Raw genomic sequence first — 17,481 nt, forward strand, 5'->3', positions numbered from 1 at the left:
TTTCAAAGGCCTGTGGAAAACCCGACGAGACCCGGAGGCACTCAGAAGGTCAGCACCCCCCTCGCCACCCTCCCCGCGTGCGCGTCCGCCGCAGCCTTCTCGTAGTCCTCCACCGGGTACGTCGCCGTCACCAACTCGTCCAGAAGCAGACGGCCTTCGCGGTACAGCTGGGCGTAGAGCGCGATGTCCCGTTGCGGGCGGGAGGAGCCGTAGCGGCAGCCCAGGATGGACTTGTCCAGATACATCGACGAGACCAGGAACGAAGCCTCGGCCGTCGCCGGCGGTACGCCGAGGAGGACCGCCTGGCCGTGGCGGTCCAGGGAGTCGATGGCCGCGCGGATCAGCTCCACCCGGCCCACGCACTCGAAGGCGTGGTCGGCACCGGTGGGGAGAAGGTCCTTCACCCCGTCCGTCGAGGGGAGGAAGTCGGTTGCGCCGAACTGGCGTGCCACCGCCTCCTTCGCCGGGTTGGCGTCGACGGCCACGATCCGCGACGCGCCCGCGATCCGTGCGCCCTGGATGACGTTGAGGCCGATCCCGCCCGTGCCGATGACGAGCACGGTGTCGCCCTGGTCCACCCGCGCGCGGTTGAGCACGGCTCCCACCCCGGTCAGGACGCCGCAGCCGATCAGCGCCGCCGACGGCAGCGGGATGTCCTTGGGGATGCGGACCGCCTGGACAGCCTTCACCACGGTCCGTTCCGCAAAGGCGGAGTTGGATGCGAACTGGTACACCGGCTTGCCGTCCCGGGTGAACGGCCGACCCGGCCGGCCGATGGCCTGCCGGCACATCGTCGGCCGTCCCCGGTCGCACTGCGCGCACGCACCGCAGTTCGCCAGGGTCGACAGCGACACATGGTCTCCGGGCCGGACGTGGGTGACGCCGTCGCCCACCGCCTCCACCACGCCCGCGCCCTCATGGCCCAACACCACGGGAACCGGGAAGGGTATGGTCCCGTCCACCACCGACAGATCGCTGTGGCACAGTCCCGCCGCGGAGATCGCCACCTGCACCTCGCCGGGGCCCGGGTCCCTCACCTCCAGGTCGTCCACGACGTGCGTCTGTACGCCGTCGTAGATCACACCTCGTATCGCGCCTCGTATCGCGCCTGGTATCGCGCCTCGTATCTCGCCGCCTGTCGCGCCTGGCATCGCAACTCCCTCAGCCCTTGGGTCCCCTGGGTTCCTTCGGCAGGCCGAGCACGCGCTCGGCGATGATCGTGCGCTGGATCTCGTCCGAGCCGCCGTAGATGGTGTCGGCCCGGCCGAAGAGGAACAGGTGCTGGAACGGGTCCAGTTGGTAGGGCGCCGTCGGCGACCAGTCGGCCGGACCTGCCGCCCCCGCCGCGCCCCGGACCTCCATCGCCAGCTCGCCCAGCCGCTGATGCCAGCGGCCCCACAGCAGCTTGGCCACGCTGGGTGCGCCCGCGTCCGTGGTGTCGCCGAGCGTGCGCAGGGCGTTCCAGCGCATCGCGCGCAGCTCGGCCCACTGCCGCACCAGGCGGTCGCGTACGACCGGGTCGTCCGCCGCGCCCGTGGTGACCGCCGCCTGTACGACCTCGCCCAGCTCCCGTGCGAAGCCGATCTGCTGGGCCAGGGTGGAGACGCCCCGTTCGAAGCCGAGCAGGCTCATCGCCACGCGCCAGCCGCCTCCCTCGTCGCCGACGACGTGCTCGGGGCGGGCCGTCGCGCCGTCGAAGAACACCTCGTTGAACTCGCTCGTTCCGGTCAGCTGGCGGATGGGGCGGACCTCGATGCGGCCGGGCTGGTCCATCGGTACGAGGAAGAAGGTGAGGCCGTGGTGGCGGTGCGAGGCCGGGTCGGTACGGGCGAGGACGAAGCACCAGTCGGCCTCGTGGGCGAGGGAGGTCCAGATCTTCTGACCGGTGATGCGGTACGAGTGCGGCGTGTCGCGTACGGCGGTGGTGCGGACGCCGGCGAGGTCGGAGCCGGCGCCGGGTTCGCTGTAGCCCTGGCACCAGAGTTCCTCGCCGCGGGCTATGGGGGGCAGGAAGCGGGACTTCTGCTGCGGGGTGCCATGGGTGATGAGGGTGGGGGCGAGGAGGTTCTCGCCGATGTGGCCGGAGCGAGGGGGTGCCTGGGAGTGGGCGTACTCCTCGGCCCAGGCGACCTGTTGGGTGAGGGTGGCGCGGCGGTTGCCGTGGCCGTCCTCCGGCCAGCCGAGGCCGATCCAGCCGGCGCGGCCGAGCGTTCGTTCCCAGTCACGCCGGTTCGGCTTGCCGCGAAGGTTGGCCTGCAGCCAGGCCCTTGCTTCGCTGCGGAACGTCTCGTCCTCCGGACCGAACCCAAAATCCATGGTCTCCGCCTTGTCGTGGTGCCGGCCCAAAGGGTTTTCGCCCCCGCCGCCCCTGCCCTTCCCGTCCCTGGGGGCTGCGCCCCCAGACCCCCGCTGTCGGCCTGACGGCCCCGTCCTCGAACTCCCCCAAGCTCTCGGCTCCGCTCGAGCAGGGGGACCCCCACGACGGGCGGAGAAGACGCGCATCCTCACGCGTTCGGCCGTGACCCATCCCGCGCCGCCCTCTCCATCGCCTCCAGTTGCTCCAGCAGCGGCATCGGGTCCGTTCCCACCGTTCCGGGCAGGAAGTCCGCGATGCGTTCCGGGGTCCAGGAGCCCTCCGCGTACGCTGCCCGCAGTTCTCTCGGCTGGGCCCAGACCGCCAGTTTCGGGCCCGCGATCGTGTAGACCTGGCCCGTGATGCGTTCCTCCTTCGCGCGGTCCGACAGGAGGTACACCACCAGTGCCGCCACGTCCTCCGGGGCGCCGATCTCCTTGAGTTCCATGGGGACGTTCGCCGACATCCGCGTCCGCGCCACCGGCGCCACCGCGTTCGCCGTCACCCCGTACTTGTGCAGGCCCAGCGCCGCGCTGCGGACGAGGGAGATGATGCCGCCCTTCGCCGCGCTGTAGTTGGCCTGCGCGACCGAGCCCTGGTGGTTGCCGCTCGTGAAACCGATCAGCGTGCCCGAGCGCTGTCCCCTCATCACCGCCGACGCGGCGCGGAACACCGTGAACGTGCCCTTGAGATGGGTGGCGACGACCGGGTCCCACTCCTCCTCGGTCATGTTGAAGAGCATCCGTTCGCGCAGGATGCCCGCCACGCAGACGACCCCGTCCAGGCGGCCGTACGCGGCGAGCGCCTCGTCGACCACCCGCTGCCCGCCCGCCATCGTCGAGATGTCGTCCGCCACCGCGACGGCCTCTCCGCCCGCCGCCTCGATCTCCTTGACCACGGCCGCGGCGACCTCGCTCGTGGGGGAGGCGCCCTCCACGGACACCCCGTGGTCGTTGACGACGACGCGTGCTCCCTCCGCCGCCGCTGCCAGCGCCACCGCCCGTCCGATCCCACGGCCCGCACCCGTCACGGCGACGACCTTGCCTGCCAAGAAGTTCCCCACGCCCGGCCCCTTCCCGCGGTTTCTGACGGACCGTTAGATTTTATGACCCGTCAGATACTCGGAGACAAGCCCCGGGGAGGACTCATGTCACTGCCTGCCGAGTTCCATGAGATCGCCAAGCGCGTGAACAACTGGGGGCGCTGGGGCGTCGACGACGAGATCGGGACCCTCAACCTCATCACCCAGGAGGTGGTGCGGGAGGCCGCCGCCTGTGTGCGCTCCGGGCGGCGGGTTCCGCTCGCGCTTCCCCTTCAGCAGGACGGCGTGCAGACGGGGGTCATTCCCGGGCGGGTCAATCCCCTGCACGTGATGGTGCAGATCAACCAGGAGCTGTTCGGGCCCGGCACCGTCGCGTGCAGCGACGACGCCGTGACCATGGGACTCCAGGCGGCCACCCACTGGGACGCGCTCACCCATGTCTCGCACTCCGGGAAGCTCTACAACGGCCGCCCGGCCGACACGATCACACCCCACGGCGGCGCCGCGTTCAGCGGCATCGACAAGCCGCGGCACATCGTCTCGCGCGGGGTCCTGCTCGACATTCCCCGCGCCCTGAACAAGGAGCGGCTCGACAGCTCGCATGCCGTCACCCCGGAGGACCTCGACGCGGCCGAGGAACTCGCCGGTACGCGCGTACGGGCGGGGGACATCGTGCTCGTACGGACCGGGCAGATCCGGACCTGCCTCGCGGGCGACAAGCAGTCCTACGGTTATCCGTCGCCAGGGCTGTCCGTGCGCACCCCGGAGTGGTTCCACGCGCGCGATGTGGCCGCGGTCGCGAACGACACGCTCACGTTCGAGATCTTCCCTCCCGAGATCGAGGATCTGTGGCTGCCCGTCCATGCGCTCGATCTCGTGGAGATGGGGATGTTGCAGGGCCAGAACTGGAATCTCGAAGAGTTGTCCACAGCCTGTGGAGAAGAGGGACGCTACAGCTTTCTGCTGTCGGCGATGCCCGAACCCTTCGTCGGCGGCACCGGAACCCCCGTGGCCCCGGTCGCCATTCTTTGAAGGCCCCCGCAAAGGTCGGTCTGGCGGCGCGCCGCTGCTCGCCCCGAGCACGGCACCGCGCGCCGCCATCCGGCTCGGCGTACCCACCCTGCTCCCCGGACGGCCTCAACGGGGCCGCCTGCCCCAGTAGGAGCCGACGCCGAATCACGATCCGCACTCGTCAAGGGCTTCCGTCACCGAAACCCTCGTCGTCCCCTCGCGGCGAATCGCTGAACACAAGCGTGATCAAACGGACACGCCGCGTCAACACCCGTTCGGGGATTCCTCACTTACGCCCTTTTTATGACAGCGCGTACAGGAGCACGCCCCGGCGCACTCAATGGCGATCCACACCAAGGACCGGGGCCCGTGCGGGCGCACGCCCAGGCGTATGCACCGACCCTCCGGACGCCGGAGCACGCCCGTTCCGGCTACACCACGCCGTAGGCGAAATCCGCCGCCGTCGCGTCCGCCGCATACGCCGTCACCCTGCTCGCGGCCCCGGCCGTACAGCGGTCCAGCTCGCACCAGATGCGCTTGCCCACCCCCTCGGGGTCCCAGCCCCAGCGGTCCGCGAGACCGTCGACGAGTTCCAGGCCGCGGCCGCCCGTCTCGTCACCCCCGGCGTGCCGGGGAGCCGGCGGGCGGGCACTGGTGTCGGCCACCTCCAGGCGGACCGTGCCGCCCTGGTCGCCCGAGGAGTCGTCACGCACGCCCGTCAGCAGCAGGCGCAGCACGGCGGGACAGCCGGTGTGCACCACGGCGTTGGTGACCAGTTCGGAGACGAGCAGGATCAGCGTCTCGGCCAGTGGCTCGTCCGCCCCTATCCCTGAGCCGGCGAGCCGGGAACGGGCCCACCGCCGCGCTCGCCCCACCTCCGCGGGGTCGGGCCGGATCTCCAGCTGCACTTGAAGCACCTGCACCGCTCACACCATCCGAACCGGCGGACGCATCGCCTCGCGCCTCGAAAGGGCCACGATCGTGGTCATCGACTGCATGGCAGGAATCAGGGTCACGGACCGTGATTCCCTTGCACGACAGCATGGTTGACGTACAGTCACCCCAACAAGCGCTTCGGGCATATTCCAGCGCGAAGGAGTACGCGTGCGGCATACTGTGCGACGCTTGCCTCGGTGAGTCGAACGGGCAGGCACGAAGGTCCGCCCTGCCCCGCGAGCGGCGCGCATCGCCGGATCCGGCGCCGCCACATGGGCCGCACCGGAGTGGATCGGGCTCGAAACCGCTCGCATCCCACACAAGGTACCGGAGCCCCCCGGCGACTCCACCCCGTGACAAGTCACACGTAGGACACAACCCGATATCAACGCTCCGTAATTCCGGATTGCCACAATCCATGACATCCATGGCAGGCCGTCCCGAAGAATGCCTGTACAGGGCCCTTTTAGGCCGCCCCGGAGAGCAGATCCGCAGCAAGCATCTCGCTACTCTCCGTATCCGCTCCCGTACGTTGGGTCCGTATCCATGCCCGCTTGAGGAACAGGTGCACCTCGGACTCCCATGTGAAGCCCATGCCGCCGTGCACCTGGAGGCAGTCGCGGGCGCCGCGGACGGCCGCCTCGTCGGCGAGCAGGCGGGCCGCAGCGATGTCGAGGGGATCCGAGGTGACGGCGGCCGCGTACACCGCCGCGCGGGCCGTCTCCACGCGCACCAGACTCTGTGCGCACATGTGTTTGACCGCCTGGAAGGCCCCGATCGGCTGTCCGAACTGCTCCCTGGTCCGCGCGTACGCCACCGCCAGCTCACAGGTCCGGGCGGCGCCGCCGAGCTGCTCGGCCGCGGTGAGCAGGACGGCGACGGGGTCCGGCGCGCCGTCCACGGGGGCGCCCGGGGACGGCGGCAGCCGGTGCAGGGGGGTCAGCGGGTCCACCGACCGGACCGGTACGGCGCCGGTCGCGTCGCCGCGTACGACGTCCGCCTCCGCCAGCCACTCCACCAGGCCGCCGGAGACGGCCGTGACCACCGTCTCCCCGGTCGCCGCGCCCGCCACCTCGCCCGCCGCGAGGTGCGTGGCCACCAGCGGGCCGGGCAGCAGCACTCGTCCCGCCTCCTCGAAGGCCAGCACCGCCTCGGGCAGCCCGAGCCCCACTCCGCCGTCCTCCTCCGGCAGCCGCAGGGCGAAGAAGCCGGCCTCGCCCAGCTCGCGCCAGAGCGCGCGGTCGAGCGCCCCGGGCCGGTCAAGGGCGCCCCGCAGCGCGTCCCGGCCGAAGCGGCCCGCGAGCAGGTCACGCACCCCGGCCCGCAACGCCCTCTGGTCGTCCGTCAGTTGGAAGTGCACGGAAGAGTCACCGCCCCTTCGGCAGCCCCAGGATCCGTTCGGCCACGATGTTCTGCTGGATCTGCGAGGTGCCGGCCGCGATCGTGTACGACAGCGACGACAGCCGGTCGAGGACCCACGGGCGGTCGAGGTCGAGGGAGTTCGGGCCCAGCACCTCGGCAGCGGCGTCGTAGAGCTCCTGACGCGCGTGGGAGTACCTCAGTTTGAAGACCGAACCCCCTGTGCCCGGCACTCCGCCGGTCTTCTCCGCCTCGCTCACGTTCCACTGCGTGAGCCGCCACAGGGCCCGGAACTCCGCGTTGAGCCTGCCCAGCCTCCGCCGGAGCGGGGCGTCGTCCCAGCGGCCGTTCCTCCGTGCCTCGCGGGCGAGTTCGCCGAGGACGCGACGGCAGGCCACCACCTCCCCCACGAACGCCGTGCCGCGTTCGAAGGAGAGCGTCACCATGGTCACGCGCCAGCCGTCGTTCTCGGCGCCGACCCGGTTGGCCACCGGCACCCGCACCTCGTCGAGGAACACCTCCGCGAACTCGTTCGACCCGGCGAGCGTCCGCAGCGGCCGCACGGTGATGCCCGGTGCGTCCATGGGCATCGCCAGCCAGGTGATGCCCCGGTGTTTGGGGGCCTCCGGGTCCGTACGCACGAGCAGTTCGCACCAGTCGGCGACCTCCGCGTGGGAGGTCCAGATCTTGGACCCGCTCACCACGTAGACGTCGCCGTCCCGCCACGCGCGCGTGCGCAACGATGCAAGGTCCGAGCCCGCGTCGGGTTCACTGAACCCCTGGCACCAGACTTCCTCGCCGCGCAGCACGGGCGGCAGCCAGCGCGCCCGCTGCTCGGGCGTGCCCTCGGCGGCGATCGTCGGTCCCGCGTGCAGCAGCCCGACGAAACTGGCCCCCACATAGGGTGCGCCCGCCTTCTCGGTCTCCTCCAGGAAGATCAGGTGCTGGGTGGGGGTCGCGCCCTGCCCGCCCGCGTCCATGGGCCAGTGCAGGCCCGCGTACCCGGCGTCGTACAGCATCCGCTGCCAGCCCAGGTCGTAGGCGCGTCTGGCGGACCAGTCGCCGGGGGACGGCTTCGGGGGCAGCGTCGGGAGCGTCTTGGCCAGCCACTCCCGAAGCCGGGCCCGGAACTCCTCCTCCTCGGCCGTGTACGCGAGGTCCATTACTTGTCGAAGTCCAGGTCCAGCATGCGGATCGCGTTCCCGCGCATCAGCTTGTAGACCGTCTCGTCGTCGAGGCCCTTCACATGGTCGAGGGCGACCTCCTTGGTGTGCGGGAAGGTCGAGTCGACGTGCGGGTAGTCGGTCTCGAAGGTGGCGTTGTCGCGGCCGACCACGTCCAGGGACGCGACACCGTGCTTGTCGCGGAAGAAACAGCAGAAGATCTGCCGGTAGTAGTACGCCGACGGCGGCTCCGGGATCAGATCACGGACGCCGCCCCAGGCGCGGTGCTCCTCCCAGACGTCGTCGGCGCGCTCCAGGGCGTAGGGGATCCAGCCCATCTGTCCCTCGGAGTAGGCGAGCTTGAGCCGCGGGAACTTCACCAGCACCCCGCTGAAGAGGAAGTCCATCATCGAGGCCATCGCGTTGTTGAAGGAGAGCGAGGCCTGCACGGCGGGCGGCGCGTCCGGGGAGGCGGCCGGCATCTGCGAGGACGACCCGATGTGCATGTTCACGACCGTGCCGGTCTCCTGGCAGGCCGCGAAGAAGGGGTCCCAGTAGCCGGAGTGGATGGACGGCAGCCCGAGATGGGTGGGGATCTCGGAGAAGGTCACCGCCTTCACCCCGCGGGCGGCGTTGCGCCTGATCTCGGCGACCGCGAGGTCGATGTCCCACAGCGGGATCAGACACAGCGGGATCAGCCGGCCGCCGCTGTCGCCGCACCACTCCTCGACCATCCAGTCGTTGTACGCGCGCACGCAGGCCAGGGCGACCTCCTTGTCGTGCGCCTCGGCGAAGGTCTGGCCGCAGAAGCGCGGGAAGGTCGGGAAGCAGAGGCTGCCCTCGACATGGTTGAGGTCCATGTCCCTGAGCCGCTCGGCCGGGTCCCAGCAGCCGCGCCGCATCTCCTCGCGCGTGATGCCCTCCAGGGTCATCTCGTCGCGGTCGAAGCCGACGGCGGCGATATTGCGTTTGTACGGGAACTGCAGGTCCTCGTAGATCCACCAGTCGGTCGGAGGCCCGTCCGGGTCCATCGTGATCCGGTACTTGCCGCCGATGTAGGCGAGTTCGCCGATGCCCGCGGTGAGCGGCTTGGGACCGCGGTCCCGGTACTTCTTCGGCAGCCAGGTCTCGAAGAGATGCGCGGGCTCGATCACGTGGTCGTCGACGCTGATGATGCGGGGCAGTTCCGTCATGCGTCCCCTCCGCCTGACAGTTCTTATCTGATGGTCCGTCAGATTTACGGGCCAACCGGCAGACTAGTCCCGCACCCCTGGACCGACAAGGCGGCGAGGCCTACGCTCTCCCGCACCATCTGACGAACCGTCAGCCAAAGGGGGGCCAGAGGTGAACGCCACCGCCTACGAACTGAGCACGTCCCGCACGCTCTGGGAGCTGGTCGTCCGCCGTGCCGCCCTCACCCCCGACCGGCCCGTCCTCCTCCAGGACGACCGCTGTCTGACCTTCGGCGAGCTGCGCGAGCGGGCCGAGCGAGTGGCCGCGGGGCTGTACGGCATGGGCGTACGCCCCGGCACGGTGGTCGCCTGGCAGCTGCCCACCCGTATCGAGACGGCCCTGCTGTCCTTCGCGCTGGCCCGTCTGGGCGCCGTACAGACGCCGGTCATCCCGTTCTACCGCGACCGCGAGGTCGGCTTCGTGCTGCGGGAGTCGAAGGCGGAGTTCTTCGCGGTGCCGGGCACCTGGCGGGGCCACGACCACACGGCGATGGCGCGACGGCTCGGCGCCAAGGGGATCTTCCGGGCGTACGGCGGTGACGACCTGCCCGACGGGGACCCCTCCGTCCTGCCCGCTCCGCCCGCCGACGGCACCTCGGTCCGCTGGATCTACTGGACCTCGGGCACCACCTCCGACCCCAAGGGCGTCCTGCACACGGACCGTTCACTGATCGCGGGCGGTTCCTGCCTCGCGCATGCGCTGCACCTGTCCGGGCACGACGTGGGCTCGATGGCCTTCCCGTACGCGCACATCGCGGGGCCCGACTACACGGTGATGCTGCTCCTGTACGGCTTCCCGGCGGTGATGTTCGAGCATTTCGCACTGCCGGACGCGCTGGAGAGCTACCGCAAGCACGGGGTGACGGTGGCCGGCGGGTCCACGGCCTTCTACTCCATGTTCCTCGCGGAACAGCGCAAACAACCCGGGACCCCCGTCATCCCGACCCTGCGGCTGCTGGCAGGCGGCGGGGCGCCCAAGCCGCCCGAGGTCTATCACTCCGTCGTCCGCGAGATGGGCGTGCAGCTCACCCACGGGTACGGCATGACCGAGGTGCCGATGATCACGATGGGGGCGCCGGACGACACCGTGGAGAACCTGGCGACGACGGAGGGGCGGCCGCCCGAGGGGATGGAGATACGGATCGTCGACGCGTCCGGCACCGCGCAGCCCCACGGCGTCGAGGGGGAGGTACGCCTCAGGGGAGAGGCCGTCTGCCAGGGGTATCTGGACCCGGCCCAGACGGCCGAGGCGTTCGACGACGACGGATTCCTCATCACGGGCGACCTCGGCCGGCTCACCGACAGCGGTCATCTGGTGCTCACCGGGCGCCTCAAGGACGTCATCATCCGCAAGGGCGAGAACATCTCCGCGAAGGAGATCGAGGACCTGCTGCACGAGCACCCCGCGGTCCAGGACGTCGCGGTGATCGGACTGCCCGACGAAGAACGCGGCGAACGGGTCTGCGCAGTGATCGAACAGCCGCCGGGAGCGGAGGAGGTGACCCTGTCCGCCGTCACCTCGTATCTGCGGGCGGAAGGGCTGTCCGTGCACAAGCTGCCGGAGCAGCTGGAGGTCGTGGACGCCCTTCCGCGCAACGAGACCCTGCGGAAGGTGCTCAAGTACAAGCTGCGCGAACGCTACTCGGGCACGGTGAAGTAGCGCGCGAACGCGGCCACGATCTCCGACTCGCCGACCTTGCCGTCCGTGTCCGTGTCGAGCGAGGCGGCGGCCGTCGCCGCGATGTCCTCGCGCACACCGAGGGCCTTCAGGACGCGGACGGTCTCCTCGACCGTGGCCGCACCGTCGCCGTCGCCGTCCGCCACGGCGAGCGCCGCGTGCAGGAAGGGGCGGGCGATCTCGGCGAACCGCTCGGGGTTGTCGCGCAGCCGCTTGACGGCGCCACCCACGAACTCCTCGCGAGTGATGCGCTGGTCACCGTCCCGGTCCGCTATCCCCGCCATGCCCTGCCAGAACGCCTCACCTCCGGCGTACAGGGCCTGCCCCTGCTCGGACCGGGCCGCGGTACCGAACTCGGTGAGGACTGCCTTGGCCGCCGCACTGAAGTCCTCGCGGTCGATGTAGCCGTTGCCGTCCTGGTCGAAGGTGGCGAACCGCGCGGCGATCCTGCGCTCGTACTCGGTGCTGACCATGTGTTCTCGGACCGCCTTACATGACGTCGGGTGTATCTCGCACGGAGCGTACGACGCCGGGGGCCCTCGGGGAGACGGAAAACGACGCTTGTACCAAGACCGCTGGAATTCCGGGACAACGGTGTGGCTGTCCTGCGACTCCGTGTTCAATGCGGGACGCCTCTGTTCAATGCGAGGCGCCTGTGCGCTCACGCCGACAGGGGGCGCGGCTCCTCGTCGGTGGCCGACGTGACATCCGGGAAAACGTCGAAAAGGCGGCGCACACCGAGGGCGGCGAGGACCCGGTTGACGTGCGCGCCTCCCGCGCTCCCCGCTCCGCTCGGCCGGGAGGCGCCCGAGTCGGCACCGAGTCCGGGCAGGATCAGTCTGAGACGGCCCTGGCAGGAGCGGATCAGCCGGCGGGTGGCGACCAGCACGCCGACACCGCTGGAGTCGCAGAAGACGACCTCGGACAGGTCGAGAACGAGATGGTGACGGCCGTCGGCCACCGCGTCGTGCACGCGTTGGCGCAGCACGGGTGACGTCACGAGGTCCAGCTCACCCGCCACGTGGAGGACGGCCCATTCGCCGCGCTCTCCGTAGGTCACCTTGAGCGTCACCGCCACGCCTCTCACTCGACCGCACCCCGACCAGGAACGGAAGCGGTCCCTACGCTTCCTTCATCGCGGCTGCCCCCATGCCTTTCTATGAAACACCGAACTCTCGATCGAAAGCGTGTGGCAGATGAGCCATTTCAATCGGTAACGGTCTTGTTCGTTCAGGTCTGATCGGGGATCGGCCGGGTAGGCGCCCGGTCCGAAGCACCGGGCCCGCCCGGCTGTCTTTACCACTTGTGGCACGTCAAGAGGCGCACATTGCAGCAAAGGGGCGTGCGTTGTCCGACGCGCCGACTACATTCGAGGAGGCGGAGGGCAGAGGCCGGCCCGGAACAGGGCACCCGGGATGACCAGGGGTGAGGGAGCCGCATGGCGAAGAACGACGCACCGCCCCGATGGGACCGCAGGATGCAGCAGCGGCTCGCCCGCGGCGAGGCGGCCGCGCTCGGTGAGTGCTACGACCGGTTCGCCTCGCTCGTGCACGGCTTGGCCCACCGCGTGCTCGGGGACGAGGAGGCGGCCGACGGCATCACCCGCGAGGTGTTCGCCCACGTCTGGGAGAACCCCGAGTCGTACGACCCGAAACAGGGCCCCCTGCGCACCTGGGTCGCCACGCTGACCCACCGGCTCGCCGTGCAGCAGCTGCGCGCCACCGAGACCGCCGCGCTCGCCCGGGGCGGCGGGGGCACCCCGCAGGAGCTGGAGCGCAAGGTGCGCCACGCGGCAGTCGCGGCCCGCGCGGACTACATCGTGACATCGATGCCGGTGCCGCTGCGGGCCGCCCTGGAGCGGGCGTACTTCCAGCGCCGGGACTACCGCCAGACCGCCACCGACCTCGGCATCACGGCGGAGGAGGCCCGCCGCCGCCTCCGCCTCGGCCTCCAGCTCCTGTCCACGGCCCACGAAACGGGCCCATCGGGCACCCCTCCCGAACCGGGGGCCGCGTGGTGACCGGGGCGAAGCGCTCTGAGAGGTTCGGGGAGCACGACGGGTACGGGGGGAACGAGGGGTACAGGCAGGGCGAGGGGTACGACGCGTGCGAGGGCCCGGGTGCGGAGGGCTCCGACGGCGGAGAGCTGAACGACGGAGCGGACCGGTCTCAGGGCACCGGCGCACCCGGGAACGACGGAGCGGACCAGCCGCCCCGGAACGACGGCGCGGACCGGCCGGAGGGCACCGGTGTACCCGGGACCGGTGGCTCCGATGGGACGCAGGGCCCCGGTGCTCCCGGTGGCGGCGGCGGTGGGTCGGCGCCGCGCATACCGCTGCCTCGTAGTTCCGTCGAGGACAACGGGCTGCCGTTGCCCGATCCGGCGCATTCCCCCGAGCTCCCGGCTCCTCCCCCACTCTCGGCTTCGCTCGAGCGGGGGGACCCCCACGAGCAGGGGGGACCCCCATCGCTCGTGCTCGAGCACCGGGTGCTGAAGTCACTGCTCGGGGCGTGGGCGCTCGCCGCCTGTTCGCCCGAGGAGACCGCGGCCGTCGAAGCGCACCTCGGGGACTGCGGGCCGTGCGCGGACGAGGCGCGGCGGCTGCGCGAGGCCGTGGGGCTGCTGCAGCGCCCGGAGAGCCTCGACCTCGACCCGGGCCTGCGCACCCGCGTCCTGGCGAGCTGCCTCGGCCGGCGCCCGCCGCGCATCCCGGTACCCGAGTGGGCGGCTCCGTACGACGCGGAGACCGCGCGTCTGGACGCCCTGCTGCAGGACATAGGCGACGCCGAGTGGCATGCGCCGGTGCGGCTGCGGTGGTTCGACGGGACGGGACCGGCCAGTCGTCGTACGACCGTCGCGGGAGTCATCGCCCACCTGCTCTCCGTCGACGGGCTGGTGGCGATGGCGCTGGGCATCGACGATCCGCTGGGGGACCTGGCCGGCGAGGACGGCACGCCGCAGGGGCGCACGGAGGCGTACTGGCGCACCTCGCACTTCCCGCCGACCCGTTCCGTACGCCCTCCGTGGCGGGAGCAGAACCACAACCTGGTGCGGACGGTGTCCTTCACCGATGGACGCTCCGAGAAGCTCGCGGTGTCGTACGGCGAATTCGAACTGCCGCTGCAGGACGCGATGCTGGACCGGGCCTTCGAGTGCTGGGTGCACGCGGAGGACATCGCGGGCGCCGTCGACTACCCGTACGACCCGCCCGCGCCGCGCCATCTGAACATGATGTTCGACCTGGCGGTGCGGATGCTGCCGCTGACGCTGGCCGCGCGGCGCCGGGCCGGGCTCGCCAAGCCGTCGCGCGGGGCCCGGCACCTCGTCCCGGCGGGCGAGCCGGGCCGCACCCTGCGCCTGGAGATCGAGGGCTCGGGCGGCGGCGAGTGGCTGGTCCCGCTCGACTCGCCCGGCGCGGTCGCCTCCGCCGAGCGCGAGGTGGCGCATGTCGCGCTCGACGGGGTGGAGTTCTGCCGTCTGGCCGCGGGCCACATCCCGCCGGAGGAGGCAGTCGCGGGTCAGGTCGGGGACCGGGAGGCGATCAGGGACGTCCTGTTCGCGGCCGCGTCACTGAGCCGGATGTAGGCCCTGCCTGCAGGCTGCGCGCAAGCCGGGCATGCGGACCGGGGCCTACGCGAAGACGACCGTCCGGCGGCCGTTCAGGAGAATGCGGCGCTCGGCGTGCCACTTGACCGCGCGCGCCAGCGCCTGGCACTCCACGTCGCGGCCGATCGCGACCAGCTGGTCGGGCGTGACATCGTGACCGACGCGCTCGACCTCCTGCTCGATGATCGGGCCCTCGTCGAGGTCGGCCGTGACGTAGTGCGCGGTCGCACCGATCAGCTTCACACCGCGCGCATGCGCCTGGTGGTACGGCTTCGCGCCCTTGAAGCTCGGCAGGAACGAGTGGTGGATGTTGATGATCCGGCCGCTGAGCTGCTTGCACAGGTCGTCCGAGAGCACCTGCATATAGCGGGCCAGCACCACCAGCTCGACGTCCAGCTCACGGACCAGCTCCATCAGCCGGGCCTCGGACTCCGGCTTGGTGTCCCTCGTCACCGGGATGTGGTGGAAGGGAATGTTGTACGAGCCCACCAGCTCGGCGAACTCAGTGTGGTTGGACACGACGGCCGCGATCTCGACGGGCAGCGCGCCGATCCGGGCGCGGAAGAGGAGGTCGTTCAGACAGTGGCCGAACTTGCTGACCATCAGAACGACGCGCATCCTGTCGTCGGCACGGTGGATCTGCCACTCCATCTGGAAGGAGTCACCGATCGCCGCGAAGCTCGCGCGCAGCTTGTCCACGGTCACCGGCGCCTCCGCCGAGAAGTGGACCCGCATGAAGAACAGTCCGGTGTCGTGGTCGCCGAACTGCTGGCTGTCCTCGATGTTGCAGCCGGTCATGAAGAGATAGCTCGACACGGCGTGCACGATGCCCTGCTTGTCCGGGCAGGAGAGGGTGAGGACGTACTGGTCGGCGGCGGCCGGTCGGGTGGACTGCTCGTTCATGCACGCCAGGGTCTCATGGCCGGGGGCCGTACGGAGCGCCGTTCCGCCACCCGGACGGCAAGTGGACGGCCCCCGGGGTCCTGACGGCGGCCGAACGGCCTACGCGCTCCTGGTGAGGATCCGCAGCACTTCGAGCGTCCGCGGCGGCATGTCAGGGTCCTCGCCGTCGCTCACCGAGAGCCGCACATGCGCGTCGCGTGCCGCCCGCATGGCCTCCGGCCACGCCTGGTGGTCGAGGTACGCCTGCACCGGCGCGTCGGGCCCGACCTGGTGCATGATCCGCAGCACTCGCAGCACGGCGGTGTCGACGAGGGCCGCCTCCTGCGAGTCGCGGAAGATCGTGCCCACGTACTTCTCGGCGGACCAGCTGTCCAGCCAGGTGTCCTCGACCAGGCGGTACACGGCGTCGGTGACGTCGCCGTACCCTTCGACACCTGCCAGCCAGACGTCCCGCTGGAACACCGGGTCGGAGAGCATGTGCAGCGCGGAGCGCACATTGCTGCGCCAGCGCCACCACGGCATGTCGTTGAGTGGCATGCCGCCCATGGTGGATGAGCGACGGCCGCGACGGGAAGAGTTCTCCGAACCTTGCACGGTCATCGATCGTACGTTCCCTGTGAAATCCAGAACATCGGCCCCCGTAATTCACCTCTGCGTCACCTGTCGTTGACCACCGGTCACACGCGGGTTAGCGGTGTGAGGGAATCGTGCGTGTCCATGACCGGCAGGCGACGCACCACCTCCCCCACCAGTCCCCGCGTTCCGGGCTCAGTCCGAAGAGCTCCCCGCGTCAGGACCGCCCTGCTGTCCACGGGCGCACTGGTGGCCTGTGTGTCGACAGCCGTCTCCTGCGGGGTGGTCCCCGGCACCACCGGGGGTTCCGGGGACGACCCCGTGACCGTCATGACCTGGGCACCCGAGAACACGTCGGCGACCAACGAGCCCGGCATGCCGGCGCTGGCGCGCGCGTATGCGCGCTGGGTCAACGCGCACGGCGGCCTGGGCGGCCGCAAGCTCAAGGTCCTGACCTGCAACGACCACAACGACTACGTGAGCGCCGCGAAGTGCGCCCGGCTCGCCGTCAAGGAGAAGGCCGTCGCGGTCGTCGGCTCCTACAGCCAGTACGCGACCTCCTTCCTCTCCCCGCTCGAGTCGGCGGGCATCCCCTACATCGGCGGCTACGGACTGACCAACGACGAGTTCAAGAGCGTGCTCTCCTACCCGGTCAACGGCGGCCAGCCCGCGCTGCTCGCCGGGCTCGGCGAGGAACTGGGCAGAAGCTGCGGTCCCGTCGCACTGGTACGCCCCGACACCGTCGCCGGCGACCAGCTCCCCGTGCTGCTCAACTCGGGGCTGAAGGCGGGCAACCACACCGAGGTCGCCGACGTACGCGCCGCCGAGGACGCCACCGCGTTCGACACGCAGGCGGAGCATGCGCTGCAGGCGGCGACCGCGAACCCGCAGCGGAAGGGATGCGTGGTGCCCGCGCTCGACGAGCGCACCGGTACCTTCATGGACTCCTTCCGCCGCCTGAGCAGCACCTACCCGGCGGTGCGCACCGCCTCCGTGCTCGGCAGCATCGACCAGTCGGTGATCGACTCGTCGGGCGGCAGCTCGGGGCCGTACGAGGGGGCGTACGTCACCGGCTGGTACCCGGAGTCGACGGACGCCCGCTGGGACCAGATGAAGCAAGTGATCCGCGAGCAGGCCTTCGGGGACAACCGGATCGATCCGGCGGACGCGGGCGTGCAGACCACATGGATCGCCTACACGGTCCTGAAGAAGGTCGTCGACGCGCTCGGCGGCGGCGAGGTGACCGCCCGCGCCATCCGCAACGCCCTCGACAACGGCCTCAAGGTCGACACGGGCGGCCTCACCCCGACCCTCAGGTGGCGCTTCCAGGACCTCACCGCGGTCGTCGACTTCCCCCGGCTGATCAACTCGGACGTGACCTTCCAGGTCGTGCGCGACGGCCGGCTGGTGGCGGCCCGCAAGGGCTTCGTGAACGTGGCGAAGACGCTGGAGAGCACGACGACCAACTGACGCGCGGCCGGGGCGTCACGGCGTTGCGTCACACGGTGTGCGCCGCGCCCTCCCCGAGGGGTCTCGGGGAGGGCGCGGCGCACACCGCCGGGCTCACAGCTGGGTGGGCGGGCGGAGGGGCCGACCGGTAATAAGCGCGATTGGGGTACAACAGA

16 protein-coding genes are annotated in these 17,481 nt (G+C 70.7%); 5 read left to right on the plus strand and 11 right to left on the minus strand.

The window, feature by feature from the left end:
• Positions 1–41 precede the first annotated feature (41 nt).
• The 3 genes from ABT186_RS39015 to ABT186_RS39025 all read right to left on the minus strand — a co-directional run bounded on the left by ABT186_RS39015 (position 42) and on the right by ABT186_RS39025 (position 3,416).
• Positions 42–1,091, minus strand: a complete 1,050-nt coding sequence (locus ABT186_RS39015) for a Zn-dependent alcohol dehydrogenase (RefSeq protein WP_351230270.1) — start codon at positions 1,089–1,091, stop codon at positions 42–44.
• A 70-nt stretch (positions 1,092–1,161) separates the two neighbouring features.
• Positions 1,162–2,316 (minus strand): acyl-CoA dehydrogenase family protein, encoded by a 1,155-nt coding sequence (locus ABT186_RS39020; protein ID WP_351230239.1) that lies wholly within the window; start codon positions 2,314–2,316, stop codon positions 1,162–1,164.
• Between the two features lie 188 nt (positions 2,317–2,504).
• Positions 2,505–3,416: an SDR family NAD(P)-dependent oxidoreductase gene (locus ABT186_RS39025; protein WP_351929136.1), complete on the minus strand. Its 912-nt coding sequence runs from the start codon at positions 3,414–3,416 to the stop codon at positions 2,505–2,507.
• Positions 3,417–3,500: 84 nt separating this feature from the next.
• On the opposite strand from ABT186_RS39025, the gene ABT186_RS39030 reads away from it, so the two are divergent.
• Positions 3,501–4,427: a cyclase family protein gene (locus ABT186_RS39030; protein WP_351230243.1), complete on the plus strand. Its 927-nt coding sequence runs from the start codon at positions 3,501–3,503 to the stop codon at positions 4,425–4,427.
• A 410-nt stretch (positions 4,428–4,837) separates the two neighbouring features.
• On the opposite strand, the gene ABT186_RS39035 is transcribed toward ABT186_RS39030, so the two are convergent.
• From ABT186_RS39035 to ABT186_RS39050, 4 genes are all read right to left on the minus strand, one after another.
• A complete protein-coding gene (locus ABT186_RS39035; RefSeq protein ID WP_351230245.1) occupies positions 4,838–5,329 on the minus strand; it encodes an ATP-binding protein in 492 nt (163 codons plus the stop codon).
• Positions 5,330–5,808: 479 nt separating this feature from the next.
• Positions 5,809–6,702 carry an acyl-CoA dehydrogenase family protein gene (locus tag ABT186_RS39040; RefSeq protein WP_351929138.1) on the minus strand — a complete coding sequence of 298 codons (894 nt, stop codon included), beginning with the start codon at positions 6,700–6,702 and terminating at the stop codon, positions 5,809–5,811.
• A 7-nt stretch (positions 6,703–6,709) separates the two neighbouring features.
• On the minus strand, positions 6,710–7,864 hold the full coding sequence (locus tag ABT186_RS39045) for an acyl-CoA dehydrogenase (RefSeq protein WP_351929140.1): 1,155 nt from the start codon (positions 7,862–7,864) through the stop codon (positions 6,710–6,712).
• A complete protein-coding gene (locus ABT186_RS39050) occupies positions 7,864–9,057 on the minus strand; it encodes an amidohydrolase family protein (protein WP_351230251.1) in 1,194 nt (397 codons plus the stop codon). Before ABT186_RS39050 ends, ABT186_RS39045 begins: the two co-directional genes overlap by 1 nt.
• Positions 9,058–9,208: 151 nt before the next feature.
• On the opposite strand from ABT186_RS39050, the gene ABT186_RS39055 reads away from it, so the two are divergent.
• Positions 9,209–10,756: a class I adenylate-forming enzyme family protein gene (locus tag ABT186_RS39055; RefSeq protein WP_351230253.1), complete on the plus strand. Its 1,548-nt coding sequence runs from the start codon at positions 9,209–9,211 to the stop codon at positions 10,754–10,756.
• Here ABT186_RS39055 and ABT186_RS39060 read toward each other — a convergent pair.
• Both ABT186_RS39060 and ABT186_RS39065 read right to left on the minus strand, forming a co-directional pair.
• Positions 10,735–11,247 (minus strand): EF-hand domain-containing protein, encoded by a 513-nt coding sequence (locus ABT186_RS39060; protein ID WP_351929142.1) that lies wholly within the window; start codon positions 11,245–11,247, stop codon positions 10,735–10,737. The two genes, ABT186_RS39055 and ABT186_RS39060, sit on opposite strands and share 22 nt — an antisense overlap.
• Positions 11,248–11,435: 188 nt before the next feature.
• On the minus strand, positions 11,436–11,852 hold the full coding sequence (locus tag ABT186_RS39065; RefSeq protein ID WP_351230257.1) for an STAS domain-containing protein: 417 nt from the start codon (positions 11,850–11,852) through the stop codon (positions 11,436–11,438).
• Between the two features lie 360 nt (positions 11,853–12,212).
• Here ABT186_RS39065 and ABT186_RS39070 point away from each other — a divergent pair, with 360 nt between their 5' ends.
• The gene (locus ABT186_RS39070) at positions 12,213–12,794 is read left to right on the plus strand and encodes a sigma-70 family RNA polymerase sigma factor (RefSeq protein ID WP_351230259.1); all 582 of its coding nucleotides are present in this window, start codon (positions 12,213–12,215) and stop codon (positions 12,792–12,794) included.
• 125 nt (positions 12,795–12,919) lie between these two features.
• Positions 12,920–14,359 carry a zf-HC2 domain-containing protein gene (locus ABT186_RS39075; RefSeq protein ID WP_351230272.1) on the plus strand — a complete coding sequence of 480 codons (1,440 nt, stop codon included), beginning with the start codon at positions 12,920–12,922 and terminating at the stop codon, positions 14,357–14,359.
• A gap of 45 nt (positions 14,360–14,404) precedes the next feature.
• On the opposite strand, the gene purU is transcribed toward ABT186_RS39075, so the two are convergent.
• Together purU and ABT186_RS39085 are read right to left on the minus strand one after the other, a co-directional pair.
• Positions 14,405–15,283, minus strand: coding sequence for a formyltetrahydrofolate deformylase (purU, locus tag ABT186_RS39080; protein WP_351230262.1), 879 nt, complete (start codon positions 15,281–15,283; stop codon positions 14,405–14,407).
• Positions 15,284–15,382: 99 nt separating this feature from the next.
• A complete protein-coding gene (locus ABT186_RS39085; protein WP_351230264.1) occupies positions 15,383–15,883 on the minus strand; it encodes an SCO4402 family protein in 501 nt (166 codons plus the stop codon).
• 117 nt (positions 15,884–16,000) lie between these two features.
• On the opposite strand from ABT186_RS39085, the gene ABT186_RS39090 reads away from it, so the two are divergent.
• Positions 16,001–17,326 (plus strand): ABC transporter substrate-binding protein, encoded by a 1,326-nt coding sequence (locus ABT186_RS39090; RefSeq protein WP_351230266.1) that lies wholly within the window; start codon positions 16,001–16,003, stop codon positions 17,324–17,326.
• Positions 17,327–17,481: the final 155 nt, after the last annotated feature.

Origin of the sequence: Streptomyces sp. NPDC001634, from assembly GCF_040298185.1 — a bacterium.
In the GTDB taxonomy this organism is placed as follows: Bacteria; Actinomycetota; Actinomycetes; order Streptomycetales; family Streptomycetaceae; genus Streptomyces.

Bases quoted from the DNA above. Each gene is read 5' to 3' on its own strand.
- ABT186_RS39020 (WP_351230239.1), bottom strand. From the start codon at position 2,316: ATGGATTTTGGGTTCGGTCCGGAGGACGAGACGTTCCGCAGCGAAGCA.
- ABT186_RS39030 (WP_351230243.1), top strand. From the start codon at position 3,501: ATGTCACTGCCTGCCGAGTTCCATGAGATCGCCAAGCGCGTGAACAAC.
- ABT186_RS39045 (WP_351929140.1), bottom strand. From the start codon at position 7,864: ATGGACCTCGCGTACACGGCCGAGGAGGAGGAGTTCCGGGCCCGGCTT.
- ABT186_RS39050 (WP_351230251.1), bottom strand. From the start codon at position 9,057: ATGACGGAACTGCCCCGCATCATCAGCGTCGACGACCACGTGATCGAG.
- ABT186_RS39060 (WP_351929142.1), bottom strand. From the start codon at position 11,247: ATGGTCAGCACCGAGTACGAGCGCAGGATCGCCGCGCGGTTCGCCACC.
- ABT186_RS39070 (WP_351230259.1), top strand. From the start codon at position 12,213: ATGGCGAAGAACGACGCACCGCCCCGATGGGACCGCAGGATGCAGCAG.
- purU (WP_351230262.1), bottom strand. From the start codon at position 15,283: ATGAACGAGCAGTCCACCCGACCGGCCGCCGCCGACCAGTACGTCCTC.
- ABT186_RS39085 (WP_351230264.1), bottom strand. From the start codon at position 15,883: ATGACCGTGCAAGGTTCGGAGAACTCTTCCCGTCGCGGCCGTCGCTCA.
- ABT186_RS39090 (WP_351230266.1), top strand. From the start codon at position 16,001: ATGACCGGCAGGCGACGCACCACCTCCCCCACCAGTCCCCGCGTTCCG.